Source organism: Pseudomonas sp. zfem002 (genome assembly GCF_032621685.1).
Lineage (GTDB): Bacteria > Pseudomonadota > Gammaproteobacteria > Pseudomonadales > Pseudomonadaceae > Aquipseudomonas > Aquipseudomonas japonica.
Genome location: NZ_JAVYJH010000011.1, coordinates 105,126 through 121,984 on the forward strand (window position 1 = coordinate 105,126; position 16,859 = coordinate 121,984).

The 16,859-nt window shown below is 64.5% G+C and carries 17 protein-coding genes; 9 read left to right on the plus strand and 8 right to left on the minus strand.

The annotated features are described in order from the left end of the window. Positions 1-154: 154 nt before the first annotated feature. From RTI28_RS14560 to RTI28_RS14570, 3 genes are all read left to right on the plus strand, one after another. A complete protein-coding gene (locus RTI28_RS14560; protein WP_316921075.1) occupies positions 155-670 on the plus strand; it encodes a sigma-70 family RNA polymerase sigma factor in 516 nt (171 codons plus the stop codon). Continuing rightward, positions 667-1,629, plus strand: a complete 963-nt coding sequence (locus RTI28_RS14565) for a FecR domain-containing protein (RefSeq protein ID WP_316921076.1) — start codon at positions 667-669, stop codon at positions 1,627-1,629. Before RTI28_RS14560 ends, RTI28_RS14565 begins: the two co-directional genes overlap by 4 nt. Positions 1,630-1,735: 106 nt before the next feature. Then, on the plus strand, positions 1,736-4,228 hold the full coding sequence (locus tag RTI28_RS14570) for a TonB-dependent siderophore receptor (protein WP_316921077.1): 2,493 nt from the start codon (positions 1,736-1,738) through the stop codon (positions 4,226-4,228). 50 nt (positions 4,229-4,278) lie between these two features. Here RTI28_RS14570 and RTI28_RS14575 read toward each other — a convergent pair whose 3' ends face one another. Then, entirely contained in the window at positions 4,279-4,536 is a 258-nt protein-coding gene (locus RTI28_RS14575; protein ID WP_316921078.1) for a hypothetical protein, read from the minus strand. A 94-nt stretch (positions 4,537-4,630) separates the two neighbouring features. Beyond that, entirely contained in the window at positions 4,631-5,743 is a 1,113-nt protein-coding gene (locus RTI28_RS14580) for a PDZ domain-containing protein (RefSeq protein ID WP_316921079.1), read from the minus strand. 259 nt (positions 5,744-6,002) lie between these two features. Here RTI28_RS14580 and RTI28_RS14585 point away from each other — a divergent pair, with 259 nt between their 5' ends. Further along, positions 6,003-7,307, plus strand: coding sequence for a PDZ domain-containing protein (locus RTI28_RS14585; protein ID WP_316921080.1), 1,305 nt, complete (start codon positions 6,003-6,005; stop codon positions 7,305-7,307). Positions 7,308-7,455: 148 nt separating this feature from the next. Beyond that, positions 7,456-8,100 carry a BRCT domain-containing protein gene (locus RTI28_RS14590; protein WP_316921081.1) on the plus strand — a complete coding sequence of 215 codons (645 nt, stop codon included), beginning with the start codon at positions 7,456-7,458 and terminating at the stop codon, positions 8,098-8,100. Positions 8,101-8,133: 33 nt separating this feature from the next. Here RTI28_RS14590 and RTI28_RS14595 read toward each other — a convergent pair whose 3' ends face one another. The 6 genes from RTI28_RS14595 to RTI28_RS14620 form a co-directional block, all read right to left on the minus strand. Then, the gene (locus RTI28_RS14595; protein WP_316921082.1) at positions 8,134-9,063 is read right to left on the minus strand and encodes a LysR family transcriptional regulator; all 930 of its coding nucleotides are present in this window, start codon (positions 9,061-9,063) and stop codon (positions 8,134-8,136) included. A gap of 43 nt (positions 9,064-9,106) precedes the next feature. Continuing rightward, positions 9,107-9,616, minus strand: a complete 510-nt coding sequence (locus RTI28_RS14600; protein ID WP_316921083.1) for a flavin reductase family protein — start codon at positions 9,614-9,616, stop codon at positions 9,107-9,109. A gap of 189 nt (positions 9,617-9,805) precedes the next feature. Continuing rightward, a complete protein-coding gene (locus RTI28_RS14605) occupies positions 9,806-10,834 on the minus strand; it encodes a methionine synthase (RefSeq protein ID WP_316921084.1) in 1,029 nt (342 codons plus the stop codon). 27 nt (positions 10,835-10,861) lie between these two features. Beyond that, entirely contained in the window at positions 10,862-11,845 is a 984-nt protein-coding gene (locus RTI28_RS14610) for a DUF1852 domain-containing protein (RefSeq protein WP_316921085.1), read from the minus strand. A gap of 393 nt (positions 11,846-12,238) precedes the next feature. Further along, positions 12,239-12,994: a hypothetical protein gene (locus RTI28_RS14615; RefSeq protein ID WP_316921086.1), complete on the minus strand. Its 756-nt coding sequence runs from the start codon at positions 12,992-12,994 to the stop codon at positions 12,239-12,241. Between the two features lie 58 nt (positions 12,995-13,052). Continuing rightward, positions 13,053-13,889, minus strand: a complete 837-nt coding sequence (locus RTI28_RS14620; protein WP_316921087.1) for a helix-turn-helix transcriptional regulator — start codon at positions 13,887-13,889, stop codon at positions 13,053-13,055. A 109-nt stretch (positions 13,890-13,998) separates the two neighbouring features. Between RTI28_RS14620 and RTI28_RS14625 the strand changes: the two genes are divergently transcribed. The 4 genes from RTI28_RS14625 (at position 13,999) to RTI28_RS14640 (ending at position 16,845) form a co-directional block, all read left to right on the plus strand. Continuing rightward, the gene (locus tag RTI28_RS14625; protein ID WP_316921088.1) at positions 13,999-14,301 is read left to right on the plus strand and encodes a DUF2834 domain-containing protein; all 303 of its coding nucleotides are present in this window, start codon (positions 13,999-14,001) and stop codon (positions 14,299-14,301) included. After that, positions 14,298-14,777 carry an MAPEG family protein gene (locus RTI28_RS14630; RefSeq protein ID WP_316921089.1) on the plus strand — a complete coding sequence of 160 codons (480 nt, stop codon included), beginning with the start codon at positions 14,298-14,300 and terminating at the stop codon, positions 14,775-14,777. The genes RTI28_RS14625 and RTI28_RS14630 overlap by 4 nt, the downstream gene beginning before the upstream one ends. A 111-nt stretch (positions 14,778-14,888) precedes the next feature. Next, complete coding sequence (locus tag RTI28_RS14635; protein ID WP_316921090.1) at positions 14,889-15,986, plus strand: hypothetical protein; 1,098 nt, start codon at positions 14,889-14,891, stop codon at positions 15,984-15,986. 13 nt (positions 15,987-15,999) lie between these two features. Next, a complete protein-coding gene (locus RTI28_RS14640) occupies positions 16,000-16,845 on the plus strand; it encodes a hypothetical protein (RefSeq protein ID WP_316921091.1) in 846 nt (281 codons plus the stop codon). Positions 16,846-16,859: the final 14 nt, after the last annotated feature.

Consider the following 16,859-nt stretch of genomic DNA (forward strand, 5'->3'; position numbering starts at 1 on the left):
TCGAGGGCTGGCCATCTGGCCAGCCCTTGTCATTTCCGAAGGGACTCCAGCGGTGCACTTGAAGCGGCTTCCTCCTGGCCGTTGTAACGTCCCATTGCCAAATCCCCGCCAAAAAGGTCAAATTGCAACTAATTCTCATTAGTGACCTGTTCCCATGTCCGCCGACGACCTCGCCCTGCGTGCCGCCACCCACGACCTCTACGCGACCCACAGCAGCTGGCTGCGTGGCTGGTTGCGCAAGCGCCTGGACTGCGGCAGCGATGCCGCCGACCTGGTCCAGGACACCTTCGTGCGGGTGATCCGGGCGCGCCAGGCCCTGGACATCCGTCAGCCGCGGCAGTACCTGAGCACCGTGGCCAAGGGCCTGGTGATCGACCTGTTCCGCCGCCGCGCCCTGGAGCAGAGCTACCTGGAGGCCCTGGCCGGGCTGCCCGAGGAGGTCTACCCGTCGCAGGAAACCCAGGCCATCGTCCTCGAGACCCTGATGGAGATCGACCGCATGCTCGACAGCCTCGGTGACACGGTGCGCCAGACCTTCATCCTGTCGCAGTTCGAGGGCCTGAGTTATCCGAAGATCGCCGCGCGCCTGGGGATTTCCCTGCGCACGGTGAACAACCACATGGCCAAGGCCATGGAACATTGCTGCCTGATGCGGATGGGCCTGCTGTGACGCCGCCGCCGCTGGCACCCGCGGAGCGCGAGGCCCTGCGCAGCGCGGCGCAGTGGTATGCGCGGCTGTCTTCCGGGCTGGATTGCGACGCCGAGCGCCAGCGCTGGCAGCACTGGCACAACGCCGATCCGTTGCACCGCCGGGCCTGGGAGCAGGTGGAGGCGGTACGGCACATGGTCGAGGGCGTGCCGGGCAACATCGCGGCGTCGGCCTTGCACGGTTCCCGGGAGTCCCGGCGCCGGGTGTTGCGGCAGTTGCTGGTGCTGGCCGGGGTCGGCGTGGTCGGTGGCAGCGGCTGGCACAGCGAGTGGGGCAGGGAACTGCTGGCCAGTCATCACACCGGCGTCGGCGAACGGCGCCCGCTGTTGCTGGCCGATGGCAGCCAGTTGCTGCTCGACAGCCGCTCGGCGCTGGACGTGCGCTTCGACCCCGACCTGCGCCTGCTGCGCCTGATCAGCGGCCGGGTGCTGGTGCAGACCGCCGCCGACACCCTGGGGCGTCCGTTCCTCGTCGAAACGCCCCAGGGTCAGGTACGCGCCCTCGGCACGCGCTTCAGCGTGCAGACCGAAGCGCAGTTCTGCGAGGTGGCGGTGCTGGAAAAGGCCGTGGAGGTACGTCCCGCCGACAGTACGCAGGTGCTGCGCCTGGAGGCGGGCCAGCAGGTGCGTTTCGACCGTGTCCGGCTGGGCGATCCCTGGCGCAGCGATGCCTCGGTGGCGTCCTGGCGCAACGGCAGCCTGATCGCCATCCAGCGTCCGCTGGGCGATCTGCTCGACGAGTTGTCGCGCTACCGACGCGGCTGGCTGCGCTGCGACCCGTCCATCGCCGGGTTGCAGATCTCCGGCGCCTTCCCCCTGGACGACACCGATCGCGCCCTGGCGGCGCTGGAAAGCGGTTTCGGCCTGCGCATCGTGCGTCGCACCGACTACTGGGTCAGCGTGCTGCCGGCCCAGGCGTAGGCGATTGCGAAAAAAAATCATTGGCGACTTGCACTGTTTGCCCATCCCGCTCGGCCAATCCTCAGACATGTGCCGTTCGCACACTTAGCTCCTGGGGAGGAACACCATGAAGTACCCGCACGCCCGCCGGCTCCAGCCGCTGGCCATCGCCATTCGCCTGAGCTGCTGCGCCCTGGCCGGCCTCGCGCTGCCGAGCCTGGCCAGCGCCGTCGAAGCCAGCGCCGAGCAGAACTACCAGATTCCCGCCGGCAGCCTGACCGCGGTGCTCAGTGCCTTCGCCTCGGCCTCGGGCAATGCCCTGTCGTTCGACGCGGCGCTGATCCAGGGCCGCCAGTCCGCCGGTCTGCAAGGACGCTACAGCGTCGCCCAGGGCTTTGCCGTGCTGCTCCAGGGCAGTGGCCTGCGCGCGGTGCCGCAGAGCAACGGCAGCTATGCGCTGCGCCCGCTGCCGAGTGAGCAGGGCGCCCTGGAGCTGGATGCCACCAGCGTTTCCGGCCAGCGCCTGGACGCCACCAGCGAAGGCACCCAGGCCTATGCCGCCCGTGCCCTGACCCTGGGCAAAGGCACCCATACGCTGCGCGAAACCCCGCAGTCAGTGACCGTGCTCACGCGCAAGTACATGGACGACCAGAACGTCACCACCATCGACCAGGCCATGGAGAAAACCCCGGGCATCGCCGTGTACGAGTCGCCCATGGGCGGCAAGTATTTCTACTCGCGCGGTTTCATGATGCAGGGGCAGTACCAGTACGACGGCGTGCCGCTGGATGTCGGCGGCGAGTACGTGCAGGCCAACAGTTTCTCCGGCGACATGGCCTTCTATGACCGGGTCGAGGTGCTCAAGGGCACGGCGGGGATGATGAAGGGCACCGGCAGTTCGGCTGGCGGGGTCAACTTCGTGCGCAAGCGTGGCCAGGCGACGCCGACCACCAGCGTGACGCTGTCGGCCGGCTCCTGGGACAACTACCGCGGCCCGCTCAACGAGTCGGGCACCCTGCGTGGCCGCGCGGTGGTCGCGCTGCAGGACCGCCAGTACTTCTACGACCTCGGCCAGCGCGACGACCAGATCCTCTATGGCGCCCTCGACTACGACATCACGGCGGACACCACCCTGGGCCTGGGCGTCGCCTACGAACGGCTCGACGCCACCCCGTGCTGGCACGGCCTGCCGCGCTACAGCAACGGCAACGACCTCAAGCTCAGCCGCTCCACCTGCCTCGGCGCATCCTGGAACAGTTGGGAAAGCGAGCGCACCACCCTGTTCGCCGATCTGTCGCACCAGTTGAACGAGGACTGGGCGTTCAAGTTCGCCGGCGTCTGGAGCCACAACGACCAGGACATGAAGTACGCCCTGTCGGAGACCCGCGGCGGCGTGACGCCGGGGGCGACCACGGCGCCGTCCGGGGTGTATTCCGGGGTGTTCGACTATGACCAGAGCGACTACGGCTTCGATGCCTACCTGAATGGCAAGTTCGATGCCTTCGGCCTGCGGCACGAACTGGTCGTCGGCGCCAATGCCAGCCGGGCGCAGACCCGCGACCACTGGGCGCTGATCAACATGAGCGGCCTGCTCGGGGTGTCCCAGGATCCGTTCAACCCCGACGCCCACCTGCCGCAGCCGCCGGACAGCTACTACCCGCCGAACTCCTACCGTGGCGGTCCGCACCCCACCGAGTCGGACACCCGCCAGTTCGGCACCTATGCCACCTTGCGCCTGAAACTGGCCGAGCCGCTGACCGCGGTGCTCGGCACCCGGGTCAGCTGGTACCGCAACAGCCGCGACTCCTACACCCAGGCCTGGGACTACTGGCAGCACGACCGCAGCCAGGAGAACGGCCAGGTCACGCCGTTCGCGGCGCTGATCTACGACCTCGACGAGCAGTGGTCGGTCTATACCAGCTACGCCGATATCTTCCAGCCGCAGAGCACCTACACCGACGAGTCCGGCAGCCCGCTGCAGCCGAAGACCGGCGCCAGCTACGAGGTCGGGATCAAGGGTGAGCTGCTGGACGGTCGGGTCAATACCGCCTTCAACCTGTTCCGCACCATCGAGGAACATCGCGCCGAGGCCAACTACAACACCTCCTGCCCGGGCTCGTCGGACGGCTACTGCTACACCGACGCGGGCAAGGTGCGGGCGCAGGGCTTCGAGGCGGAAATCAGCGGCGAGGTGATCGACCGCCTGCAGGTGCTGGCGGGCTACACCTATACCCAGACCAAATACCTGGACAGCGCCAACGCCAATCCGCAGGAGCCGACGTTCACGGTCAGCTACTTCCCGCGCCACCTGTTCCGCCTCTGGTCCGACTATCAGCTGGCCGGTGCGCTGGAGCGCTTCAGTGTCGGCGCGGGCGTCACCGCGCAGAGCGATGTCTCGGTGCGTGACGCCAACGTACGGCCGGCGGTGGAGTCGGTGCAGTCCGGCTACGCCATCTGGAGCGGGCGCATCGGCTACCGCATCGACGAGCACTGGTCGGTCGCGCTCAATGGCAACAACCTGCTCGACAAGAAGTACTACCAGAGCGTGGGCGCGGTTTCGTGGGGCAACTTCTATGGTGAGCCACGCAACTTCATGGTGACGCTCAAGGGTACCTTCTGATCGCGGATGCGCTTCGCTGTCGTCGACGGGGCCGCTTCTGCGGCCCCGTTTCATTTGCCAGCCAGCACCTGTGGGTTGGCCAGGTCGGGCCAGGCGAAGCGCTTGTCGGCGGCGATGGTGCCACACCGGTTCGCACAATCCTGTCCGCCCTTTCTTCGGCATTGCTGTTCGAAGTAGCGGCAGTTCTGCTTGTCCAGCAGGTCGCCGGGGAGGATGCCATCAGGCGCCCGGGAGGCGTCGAGGGTGGCGAAGGCGAGGTGGGCGCCGAGGATGCCCAGCAGCAACGCAGTGATCAGGGTGGCCTTCATGACGGTTTCCCCGGGCATGGGCTCAACAGCCCGTGAAACGGGCTCTTGAACGGCACACTAGACCACCCCCGGGGGTTACGCCACCCGCTTGTGCTTACGGCCAGTCGACGACCACTGCCTGGGGATCGCCTTTGTGCATCTCGAGCAGTTGCGTGTCCGCCTGGGCCTGGGTCGTGTGACAGAAGACGAAGGCATTCTGGGTCTTGCCGCTCGGCCCTTTGCCTTCTGCGCTGCACACCACCGCACCGGGTCTGCACACCGCGGTGTTGAGGGTGAAATCGGCCCAGGCACCCGGTTGCGCCTGCTGGACCCTGGCGATGTAGCGCTTGAGCGCCGACTCGATGTCGGTCGCCGCACCCGGCACCTGTTTCACCGGACTGACAGTGGAACCATAGGTGTGCTGGGTGGCCATGACCGCGGTGCAGTAACGGGCGTCCGCCAGGTCTGGGGTTGCCTCGGGCTGCGCCGGGGCGGCCGGTGTGGGCGCGGACGCGATCGCCGTGCCGAGTCCGGCCGGAATGCTCAGCGGCACCTCCTGGCTGGCGCGGTTGCGCCAGACCGTCAGGCTGGCCTGGTAACCGGCGCGCATCTTCCCGGTAATGGCCAGCACATCGTCGGGCTGGCTGACGTGCTGACCGGACACTTCCAGGATGACGTCCATCGGCTTGAGGCCAGCGTTGGCCGCTACGCTCTCCGGGGCGACGCTGACGATCCAGGCGCCGTCGCCGCTTTCCAGGCCGAGAGCCTTGACCAGCTCCGGACCCGGAGGCTGCAGGGTCAGGCCCAGGCTGCTGGCGGCGTCGCTGCGGCGGGCCTGCGCTGTTGCGCTGGGGGCCGGGGCGGTGGCAGGTGTGGCGGGGGCGGCGAGCGTGGCGTTGCCGTTCAGGCAGCCCTGTTCGTTGCGTACCTGCTGGATCGCGTCGAGTTGCCAGCCGTGCACCTTGGCCATGTGGGCATCGCCCGAGGCCGCAGTCTTGCGCACGACATCCGCCATGTAGGCATGGATCACGGTGAGGTCCTGGCAGCTCTTGCCGCGCCAGGTCGCGGGAGTGATGCCCACGCTTTCAGGCGTCTGCAGGCTCTCGCTGGCGGCGGTCAGCATGGGCGAGAACACCGCGTGGGCCGCCTGTGCCACGCAACCGCTGACCAGGCTGCCGGCTACCAGCAGTGCGCTCAGGCGCAACGCAATTCCCAGTGACTCACTCATCGCCACGACACTCCCTTCGATCCCGCGCGATTGCCCCGCGATACCGCGGGGCGCCAATGGGCGGGTACGCTAAATCAGGTAAAGGCACTACGCCATATCTGTTTTCTGGCGCCCGAAAAATGCCTGGTGCAGCCCTTTCCGACGTAGTGCCGCGTGCACAGGGAAATTCCGCGCATGCCCTCTATGCTGGACAAGCAGCGGTAAGGGATGATGTCACTTTGCCCTGGGGAGGGTCGCCAACTTGAAACCGTTCAACTCCATGAATGACGTCGCTGCCGTTTCGCGCGCCATGGCGCTGGGTTCCACCTTCGCGTTGCTCGGCGGCTGCGTGCTGGACCCGATTTCCATCATCACCGATCCGATCATGTATGCCGCCGCCGCGGCGGGTCCGACCGAGGCCGAGTACAAGGCCCAGCACGACGCGGACATGAAGAACGTCTTCATCAACCAGTACCGCGGCGAGACCTGCGCACAGATCACCGCCTTCTGGCCGGAGCGCATGGCTTCCGTGGCCCGCGATCCCAACAGCTGGGGTGGCCGGCCGGCGCTGGAAGCGGCGCAGCAGGTGATCGGCGAAAAGGGCTGTGCCGTGCCGCAGGCGATGGCCACGGCCGATCCCGCGTCTCCCGCCGCGGCGCCGGTGGAACGTGACCCGGCGAGCTTCGCCGCGGTGCTGGCGAACCCTTCCCCGGAGTGGGGCAGTGTCTCCTCGACAGGGTTGCCACAAACCTCGCTGGCGGGGTGGATCGCCCAGGAAACGCCCGCGCGCTATCAGAACCGCTCCTGCGACTACCTCAACCAGGCGTTGGTCTACAGCCGGGCGATGGAGGACTTCACCACCCCGGAAGCCCAGGCCTGGGGCGCGTACAAGCGAGTGGCCGTGCGCAAGGTCTTCGACAGCCGCGACTGTCCCGCCTGGAATGGCAATGGCGCGGGACGCATCGGCGCCTCCGTCAGCGGCATGGACCCGGTGAAGGCGTCACGCCTGAACATGCCGGCCCAGGGGGCTTCCGTGCAGAGCGTGCTGCCGGGTGGCAACGCCGAGCGGGCGGGGTTGAAGTTCGCCGACGTGGTGGTTTCGGTGGATGCCACGGCGGTGACCGACGCTGAAGAGTTCCTCGTCGCCATCGGCAAGCTGGACACGGGCTCGACCGCGATGCTCAAGGTCTGGCGAGGCAACGGCTTCATCGACGTACCGGTGCAGGTCGGCCCACGCAAGCCCTCCACGGTACCCGCGCACGGCACGGCCAGCCGCGCGCAACCGGCGGCGAGCCCGCAACTGCTGGACATGCAACTGGCGAGCCTCAGCCCCGACTACGCCAAGGCCGTGGGCCTGGTCGACGCCAAGGGCGCCTGGGTGGTGGAGACGAGCAAGGGCGGACAGGCCGAACGCGCGGGCCTCAAGGCGCTGGACGTGATTCTCGAAGTGTCCGGGCAGGAAATCGCCTCGCCGGATGACTTCGCCGCAGTCGCCTCGAAAACGCGCAAGGGCTACAACGCCTCGGTGGTGGTGTGGCGTGACCAGGGCCGGAAGGAACTGAAGCTGGTCTTGAACGGGGGCTGACGGGGTGGACCAGGGCCTCGGCGGGGTCAGGATGACCCGCGATCGCCCTGGCGATTCCCGCTGCAGAGCAGATCAATTTTGTGTCGTGCAATCACTTCAATCATGGAGCCGCCTGTGGGTTGGTGCGGCGTTACGGAAAGGAAATCAAATGACAGACCTGCACAAGGAATTCGAGAACAGCCGCTTCTACCATGAAGCGCGTATCGACAGGCGTTCGGCCGATTTGCTGATTGGCTTGTCAGCTGGCGTTGTTGCGGATGGGCATATCACTCAGCAAGAGGCTGAGTTTCTGGAAAACTGGATTTCCACCAATGTTGCCCATCTGGATGACCCGGTAATCAATCTGCTTTACCGTCGCCTGTCCGACATGCTCGCCGATGGCGTGCTGGATGCTGACGAGTCGGTAGAGTTGCTCGCCATCCTTCGCAGTTTTGCCGGTTTGAGTGCGGCCAGGCCAGGCGCAACGGGCAATGCTTTCACGGCACCTGCCAATCTTCCGCTTTGTGTCCCCGCACCCGAACTGGAGTGGGACGGTCGGTTGTTCGTTTTTACTGGCGTCATGGCGTACGGTCCGCGCAAAGCGTGCGAAGCATTGGTCACGGAGCGCGGCGGGCAGATCGGACCAGGCGTGAGCAAGAAGATCCACTATCTGGTGATCGGGACTGTCGGTAACGAGCAGTGGTTGCACAGTACCTATGGAACCAAGATCAAAAAGGCAGTCGAGTTGCGTGAAGCGGGGGCTGAAATCTCCATCATCAGCGAGGACCATTGGCAGCGGGCGTTGTTTGGATAAGGTGAACGTGAGCCAGGCGGCGGGGCCCATCGATCAGACCGCGATCCCCGCCACCGCATTGACGCCTTCCAGCGTGGCGAAGGAAATGTCCTTTGCCGTAAGCAGGAAATCACTCACGTAGGGCACATCGAGCATATCGCTGCGCACCGCCGCGAACAGGCTGGCCTGCAGGCCGTTCTCGCCCAGGCGCTTGGCGATGACGTAGCCACGCGAGGTGTACTCGTGCACGGCCCAGTTCGGCAGGCAGCACACGCCGCGGCCGCTGGCCACCAGTTGCATCATCATCACCGTCAGTTCCGAGGTGCGCACCTGGGCGGGCTCGATGTCGGCCGGGTCGAGGAAACGGGTGAAGATATCCAGGCGGTTGCGCTCGATCGGGTAGGTGATCAGGGTCTCGCTGGCAAGGTCGCCAGGCTCCAGCCAGGCCTTGTCGCGCAGGGGATGATGCTTGTCGATGGCCAGCATCGCTTCGTAACCGAACAGCGGCACATAGGTGATCCCTGGCAGGGACACGGGGTCGGACGTCACCACCAGGTCGAGATCGCCGCGTTCCAGCGCCGGCAATGGCGCGAAGGAAAACCCCGATGCCAGGTCCAGTTCGACCTCGGGCCAGGCGCTGCGAAATTCGTCCACCGAGGGCATCAGCCACTGGTAGCAGCTGTGGCACTCGATCGCGATGTGCAGCCGCCCGGCCGTGCCGCCCGCCAGCCTGCCCAACTCGCGCTCCGCCGTGCGAATGAGCGGCAGCACCTGCTCTGCCAGTTGCAGCAGCTTGAGGCCGGCATTGGTGAAGCGCACGGGCTTGGACTTGCGCACGAACACCGGCATGCCGATGCGCTCTTCCATCTCGCGGAAATGGTGCGACAGCGCCGATTGGGTCAGGTGCAGGCGTTCGGCGGCTTCGTGCAGGCTGTCGGTTTCCCGCAGGGCCTCGATGGTGCGCAGGTGTCTCAGATCGATCATGAACGGAACTACAGTCGAATGCGAAGGAAGGGCGGCAGCAGGCTCACACCGCGCCGGGCGCGGCGAGGTTGCAATACTGTCCCCTGAAATACAGCAAGGGCTGCGCGGCGGCGGCGTCCTGCAGGTTGAGCGCTTTCACTTCGCCGATGACGATCAGGTGATCCCCAGCGGCGTGTTCGGCGTGGATTTCGCAATCGAGCCAGTGCAGGCTGCCGGCAATCAGCGGATTGCCCAGTGGTGAATCCTGCCAGTCGACGCCGTGCCACTTGTCCGTGCCGCGCCGGGCGAACTGGTTGGAAATCCCGATCTGCTCGCCGGAGAGGATGTTGACGGCGAAGCGACCGGCCTGGCGAATCCTCGGATAGCTGGCCGAACTGGACATCACGCTGAAGGACACCAGCGGCGGACTCATCGACACGCTGTAGAACGACTGGCAGGTGAAGCCAATCGGTTCGTCGTCGATGTGCGAGGTGATGACCGTGATACCGGAGGCGTAGTGCCCGAGCGCCTCGCGAAAGCGCAGTGGCTCGATGGCCGGGTTGGGAAGTGCCATGGGGAGATCCTGAATGAAGGTTCGGCAGGTGCTGAACCTGTAGGAGCTGGCTTGCCTGCGATCGGCGGCGCAGCCGTCGTAAACCCTGAATCCTCAGTGGGCCTGGCACCCTGTGGATGCTGAATTTACGACGGCTGAGCCGCCGATCGCAGGCAAGCCAGCTCCTACAATTATTGGCAAGTACAGAACCTAGTTCGACAGCTCTCTGCGAACGATTTCCGCGCCGGCACTCAACGCCTTCAGCTTGCCTCGCGCCACGCCACGAGGCAGCGGCGCCATGCCGCAGTTGGTGCACGGATAGAGCTTGTCGGCATCGACGAACTGCAGGGCTTTGCGCAGGGTGTCGGCGACTTCTTCCGGCGTTTCGATGGTGTGGTTTGCCACATCGATGGCGCCGACCATCACTTTCTTGCCGCGAATGAGTTCGATCAGGTCCATCGGGACCCGGGAGTTGTGACATTCGAGCGAGACGATATCGATACTGGATTCCCGCAGCCTGGGGAACGCCTTTTCATACTGACGCCACTCCGAGCCCAGGGTCTGTTTCCAGTCGGTATTGGCCTTGATGCCATAGCCATAGCAGATATGCACGGCCGTCTCGCACTTGAGACCTTCGATTGCCCGTTCCAGGGTGGCAACGCCCCAGTCGTTCACCTCGTCGAAGAACACATTGAACGCGGGTTCATCGAACTGGATGATATCGACGCCGGCCGCCTCCAGTTCCCGGGCTTCCTGATTGAGAATCCTGGCAAATTCCCAGGCCAGCTTTTCGCGGCTCTTGTAGTGGCCGTCATACAGCGTATCGATCATCGTCATCGGGCCTGGCAGGGCCCACTTTATCGGTTGCGTAGTTTGCTCACGCAAGAATCTGGCATCGTCGACGAAGACCGGCTTGGGGCGCGAGACAGCACCGACTACCGTCGGCACGCTGGCATCGTAGCGGTCACGAATCCGCACGGTCTCGCGCTTCTCGAAATCGACGCCGCTGAGGTGCTCGATAAAGGTGGTGACGAAGTGCTGGCGGGTCTGTTCGCCGTCGCTGACGATGTCGATACCGGCGTGCTGTTGTTCGTGCAGCGACAGGCGCAAGGCGTCCTGTTTGCCCTCGATCAATTCATCACCCTGGAGTTTCCACGGCGACCAGAGTGCCTCGGGTTGGGCAAGCCAGGAAGGTTTGGGCAAGCTGCCGGCAGTTGAAGTAGGGAGCAGTTTTTTCATGACGGATTACCTTGTGTGCTTGCCTGATCAGAGCGCGAAACTGGCGGACCACTGCTCGAGCAGGGCCTGGTGGGGCTTGATGAAGTGTTCCTCGGCGAACCTGCCCTGCTCGATGGCCAGCCGGCTGCGCTCTTCCCGGTCATAGACGATCCGGGTCAGTGAGTAGTCCTGATGCTGCAGACTTGGCTGATAGGATTTTCCCGCCGCGGAGTTGGCGTTGTAGATCTCGGGACGGTAGATCTTCTGGAAGGTGTCCATGGTGCTGATGGTGCTGATCAGTTCGAGATTGGTGTAGTCGCCCAGCAGGTCGCCGGTAAAGTAGAAGGCCAACGGCGCAACGCTGTTGGGCGGCATGAAATAACGCACTTTCAGGCCCATCTTATTGAAGTATTCATCGGTCAATGAATATTCATCCTGCAGGTATTCGATACCCAGCACCGGGTGCTGGTTTTCAGTCCGGTGATAGAGCTTGCTGCTCGACACGCTCAGGCAGATGACCGGTGCCTTTTTGAAGTTTTCCTTGTAGGTAGTCGAGCCGACGAAGGACTTGAACAGTTTGCCGTGCAGCGCTCCGAAGTTGTCGGGCGTGCTGAATCCAGGCTGATCCTTGTTGTGCTCGAGCAATACGACGCTGAAGTCATAGTCGCGCACATAGGAGGAGAAGTTATTGCCGGCAATGCCCTCGATGCGCTCGCCGGTCTTGCGATCGACAATAGTCGTTTTGAGGATTTCGATCAGCGGCAGGGGCGTGTCACTGCGTGCAGCAGCGAAGGTCATCTCGACCGAGATGATTTCCAGCTCGACGGCGTAACGATCGCCCTTGGGGTTGTCCCAGTGCGCCAGGGCATTGAAACGGTTGTCGATCATCCGCAGGGTATTGCGCAGGTTCTCCTGGCGGCTGCTGCCTCGTGCCAGGTTGGCAAAGTTGGTGGTGGTGCGGGTGTTGTTCGACGGCTGATAGTCTTCATCGAAACAAATGCTTTTGACGGCAAATGCAAAGTCTTTGCTCATGGTGATCGGCTACCCTGAATCTTGAAATGAATCCGAATTCGTTCCCTGCCTTCAAGCGCCTGGTGTTGTTCAGGACTTTCTTGCTCGGCAGTATTTTTAATGTCTGTAATGGGGAAGTATTTTAGGTCGATCGATTGATCGATTGATAATGAATGGTTCGGCGGAATTCTTTAGCCAAATTCATGATGGAATTCGTGCGCGGTTGCAGAAGACTGCGCACGACTGAATTCATGGGCTCTTGGGTCTTCGTTGCCGCACTTTCCAAGTGCTTGCAAGAACGTAAATCGGGGTCGATCGATACTCATGGCCATTCCTTGCAAAAGCGCAGGGAATTGTCGGGGTCAAACGCTCAGCTGACAAACTCGTTTTTTTTGCATACAGGTTTAGTTCTGCTCATGATCGCGCTGGACTGCGCCATGCCGCAGGCGCCGTGCGGCAATCGCCATCGAACAGAAAACCACCGTGCGCAGCCAGTTCGTCCTCGGCCAGGGCGATCAGGGGCTCGGCCTGGCCCTCGCTGAACAGCGTGCGAAAGGCCTGGTCGAAGCGATCGGCCAGAGCGGCATCCACTTCACCCAGCAGGCGTGGCGCCCATTTGCCCGTGCCGTACCAGCGACCTCTGCCGCGCAAGGCAAGCTCCACCAGCCTGGCATGCAGCATGGCAGCGATAGCCAGGGTTTCACTGGCGGGTCGAGTCCCGCGCAGGTCATCGACGGCATCGGTGATTTCGTAGCGCAGCGTGTTCAGTGCAGCGGGCGTCAGGGGCTCCGGGCCTTGTGCCAGGCGCTCTGCGACACGTTGCTTCAGCGCCTGGGCAAGCTCCGGCGCGGGACCGATGACAGCGCCTTCGGCAACCATGTTGAGCAGGCTCGGACGGCTACGCTCCGCGTCCTGGTCGATGAACCAGGCCAGGGTCTGCTGATCGTGGACAAAGGCTTCGACGGGCACGCCTTGAGTCACGAAGGATTCTCGGCGTGCCGCCTCCAGGTGCTGGTAGACCACGACGAGGTCGATGTCGGAGAGATAGGTGCCCTGGCCGCGCATTATCGAACCCGCGACACAGGCGAAGGCCGCACCGGGATAGCGGGTGCTCAGGAGGGTCTCGGCGATGGCCAAGGCTTCGGCGGGAGAGGGGGTTGCGGTGTTCATCGGGTCATTGCATCCATGCGTGACTGAACGGCGGATCATCTCATGCACCGGATTGGCGTCAAGCCGTCTGCGCAGGCCTGTTGCCAACCTTCGTCCACTGCTGCAACGCCGCACTCATCCGCTGCCAGGTCAGGTCATCGGCGGGAATCAGGTGCTCGATGCGCAGCGACTCCACGGTGATGTCCTGCGGCATGCCGAAGGTGGTGAAGGTGGACAGGAAGCGCAGCTCGCCCTCGGCGGTGTTCACCCGGGTCAGCAGCACCGGCGCGGTCTGCGCGGCCAGGCCCGGGTCTTCCGGGACCGGCAGTTCGCGCAGGCGCTCGGCCAGTCGCGGATTGTCGGCGGCCTCCCGTGCGGCGCGCTGCCAGGCGACGGCGCGGATCTCCCCGGCATTGGCCAGGCGACTGCCCAGGCCTTCGGGATGCAGCAGGGTGTGCAGCAGGTTCAGCCCCGCCGCCGGGTCCGCGCTCACGCCCGCCAGGGCGAACAGCACGGCGGCACTGGCATTGGCCGCGGTGACGTCCCAGTTGCGGTCGATGACGATCGCCGGCGCCGGGTTGTTCGCCTGCAGGATGTGGCCGATGGCGGCGTGCACCATCGAGAGCGCCGGCGCGTCCAGTGTCGAGGCCTGGTAGCGCGGTGCATAGCCGGCGGCGAGGAAGACCTCGTTGCACTGTTCCAGCGGGGTGCCGAGCGCCGCCAGCAAGGCATGCAGGGTGCCCGGGCCAGCCTTGGCGCGGCCGGTTTCCACGCAACTGAGATGACGCTGCGAGACGCCGGCGATCAGCGCCAGTTGCAACTGGCTGAGCCCCGCCTGGCGCCGCAGCTGGCGCAGGCGCTGGCCCGCCGAATCGGGGGCTGGGGAATGGCTACGGTGGAAAGGGTAATGGGGCATGTGTCGACTCTGGCCGTCCTTGCGTGCCGCGTCCATGACCTGTGAGGTCATTGAGTGGTGGGCCACCCTAGCACTAGCGTGGCGGCGAACACTACCAGGGAGAGACACGATGTTGCTTCGTTACATCGCATGGGCACTGCTGGTGCCGTTTGCGCTCTATACCGGCTGGACGCTGCTGCTCGCCGAGCAGTCCCTTGCCGCCTTCGGCCTGGAGCTGCTGTCGCGACCCGACACCGCCCAGGTGGTCATCGACCTGTACCTGATGGCGGGGCTGGCCTGCGTGTGGATGGCGCGCGACCACCATGCCCGTGGCGGCTCGCTCCTGGCGCTGCTGCCCTGGCTGCTGCTGACCGCGGTGTTCGTGTCGCTGGGTCCGCTGCTGTACCTGGCGCTGAGGGGGGTACGGCAATGAGCAGTGCCTTGTCCGTGTATGCGCTGTGCGTGGTCGTGCTGTTCTGCAAGATGTTCGCGGTGTCCTGCTACCAGGGCTATTTCCGCTTGCGCTGGCTGGCCTTCACCAACCCGGAGGATGCCGCCGTGTTCGCCCGCCCCGCCCGGCGTCGCGAGCACCCGCAGGTGCGACGGGCCGCCAGGGTCTGGGCCAACGATCTGGAAAACCTCCCGGCGTTCTTCGTCCTCGGCGGTCTGGCGCTGGTCCTCGACACGCCGGCGACGGCCTGCATCGGCCTGAGCATTCTGTTCACCGTCGCCCGGGTCCTGCACACGCTGGCCTATCTCGCTGGCGTGCAACCCTGGCGAACCCTGTGCTACGGTCTCGGGATCCTCTGCCTGCTGGGCTTTTGCGCAATGATCCTGGCTTCAGCCACAACGTCGCTGGCAGCTGTCCAGCCCAGGCAAGCTCCGGTTTCATTGGCTATACCCTCATGAGGCGGCATGTTGCTGTTTCGCGGTGCGAAGAATGCCAAGTGATGCTGAAAGCCAGGGCCTGGCCCGCGGCTGGGCAGGGAACTCTTCTTCATCGTGCGGAGCTGCGAACAGATGCGACCGGTCAACAAACCCTCCAGCAACTCGCTCTACGCCCCTCCGGCGTCCATCACCTTTGCCAAGGCCAACGCCCAGTTGCTGAGAAAAATGACCGGGGCCGTACCGCCGGTGGGCAACTACACCGTCTCGCTTGCGCAAGTCCTGCGCTGGTTGCTCGGGATCGCCCGTGGCAGGCGCTTCACCAGGCTTACCGCGGCTGAACAGAAGACCCTGGTCGCAGCACTGGAAGGGCGGGTCGCGGCGATCTACAAGACTGCCGCCGCGCCGCTGGTCCAGGACCTGGGCGCGTATTGCTCCTACTGCGGCAGCGATCTGCCCGCACAGGTCGAAGTCGAGCACACCGTGCCGAAGTCGCTGTATCCGCTGTTCTCCACCGACTGGCGGGGTTTTCTGCTGTCCTGCAGCCCTTGCAACAAGGCCAAACGACAAAGCCCTGCCCGTGCGGACGTCATCCAGTGGAGCAAATTGAAGAGGCCCACGGAACGGGATCTCTATGATGAAATCCGTGTGCATCGCTACCTGTGGCCGGACCTGGACCCTACCTGCTGGGAGGATGCGCCGGCACACCTTTTCTACCTGGATGTCGCGACGAACCAGTGGCTGCCAGTCTCCGTGGCCGACAGCGTGGATTTCGCCAACAAGTTCCTTGTTTACGACGTGCCGAATCATCGAGTGCTCGCCGACATCAAGCACGGTACGGCGATACTGCAAAATGTCCAGGTAGCGGTCAGGGTGGAGGCGGTCCTCCTCAAACCGTGGGTAGACGACATGATCGACCTGCTGCTGCTCAACGAGGACCTGGTCAACCCCGCAAAGGCGACCTATGACCGCCGTCAGATGAATCGAACCCGGGCCTGGTTCAATGCCCTGGATGCCTGTCGCCAGCTCAGCATTGCAACGGATCAGAAGACCTTCGACTTCCTCTGGCAACCGATTCCGGGCTGGGCCGCGGGCTCGGCATTCTATTCGGTGTGGTTGACGGTCCTGCAGCATTTCCGCGATCCGTCCGGGATGAGCTACGCATCGCGTCTGGTTGCCGACACCAATGTCCCGCTGTATTACCCCAACACCGAAACGACCCACTTGCCGTGAGGGAGGCCTGCTCATGAGACCGTTGCTACGTCCGCCACTGCCGGACCAGGTCAGGGGGCGCTATACGGCAGCGAGCCTGCTGATGAGCGCCTTCGGCCATTTCTGCGCGTTCTGCGAGCGCCCCTTGCCGGACCAGCACTGGGTCTGGAACGCCCGCGCCGGTACCTGTCTTGACCGTGAGTCGTACGACGTCGACGACTGGCCGCATCTCTACCTGCTGGACCACAACTGCCACCAGGCGCAGCAGGCGTCCAGCGCGATCGATCCGGGTACGCTGCTGTTGCCGACGGAGGAGAACGTGTTCGACCTGCGCGGGGAAAGCCAGCTGCACTATTCGCTGCAGCCGCTGCTGCGCACGCTGCTGGATGACGACGCGCGGCCGGTGACGCATCAGCTCGTTCCCAGCGTGCTGATCATCGGTCGCAGCGCCCCTGCGCTGGCGACGATCGACTACTTCAAGCTCAATACCCGCTACTACGACGACGAGACGCAGACCCTGCGCATTCCATGGCAGGACCACCTCTCGCTGGAGGACCGGCGAATGGAGCAGCGGACCCGCATCTGGCTCGAGGCCGAGGCATTGGCCAAACGGGTGCTGAGGTCGTTTTCATACGGATTGCAAGCGGTGGTCATCGAGCAGTTTCGTCAGACGGCCGGGGTCAGCGGATACTGGTCCGCCGCGGCGACGGCGGCTGCCCGCATGCGCGATCCCGAGCTGCGCCGGCGGATATTCGTCGACGCGGCCGAACCGGCAGGCCGGGATGTCTTCATCGAAGGCTTCAACCCCGGTGAGTCCGCGCTGTTTCGCGGCAGCGGACCGCATCACACCTTTCCCGGTACCCGCAACATATTCGAATGACGGTGCTGCCCGTT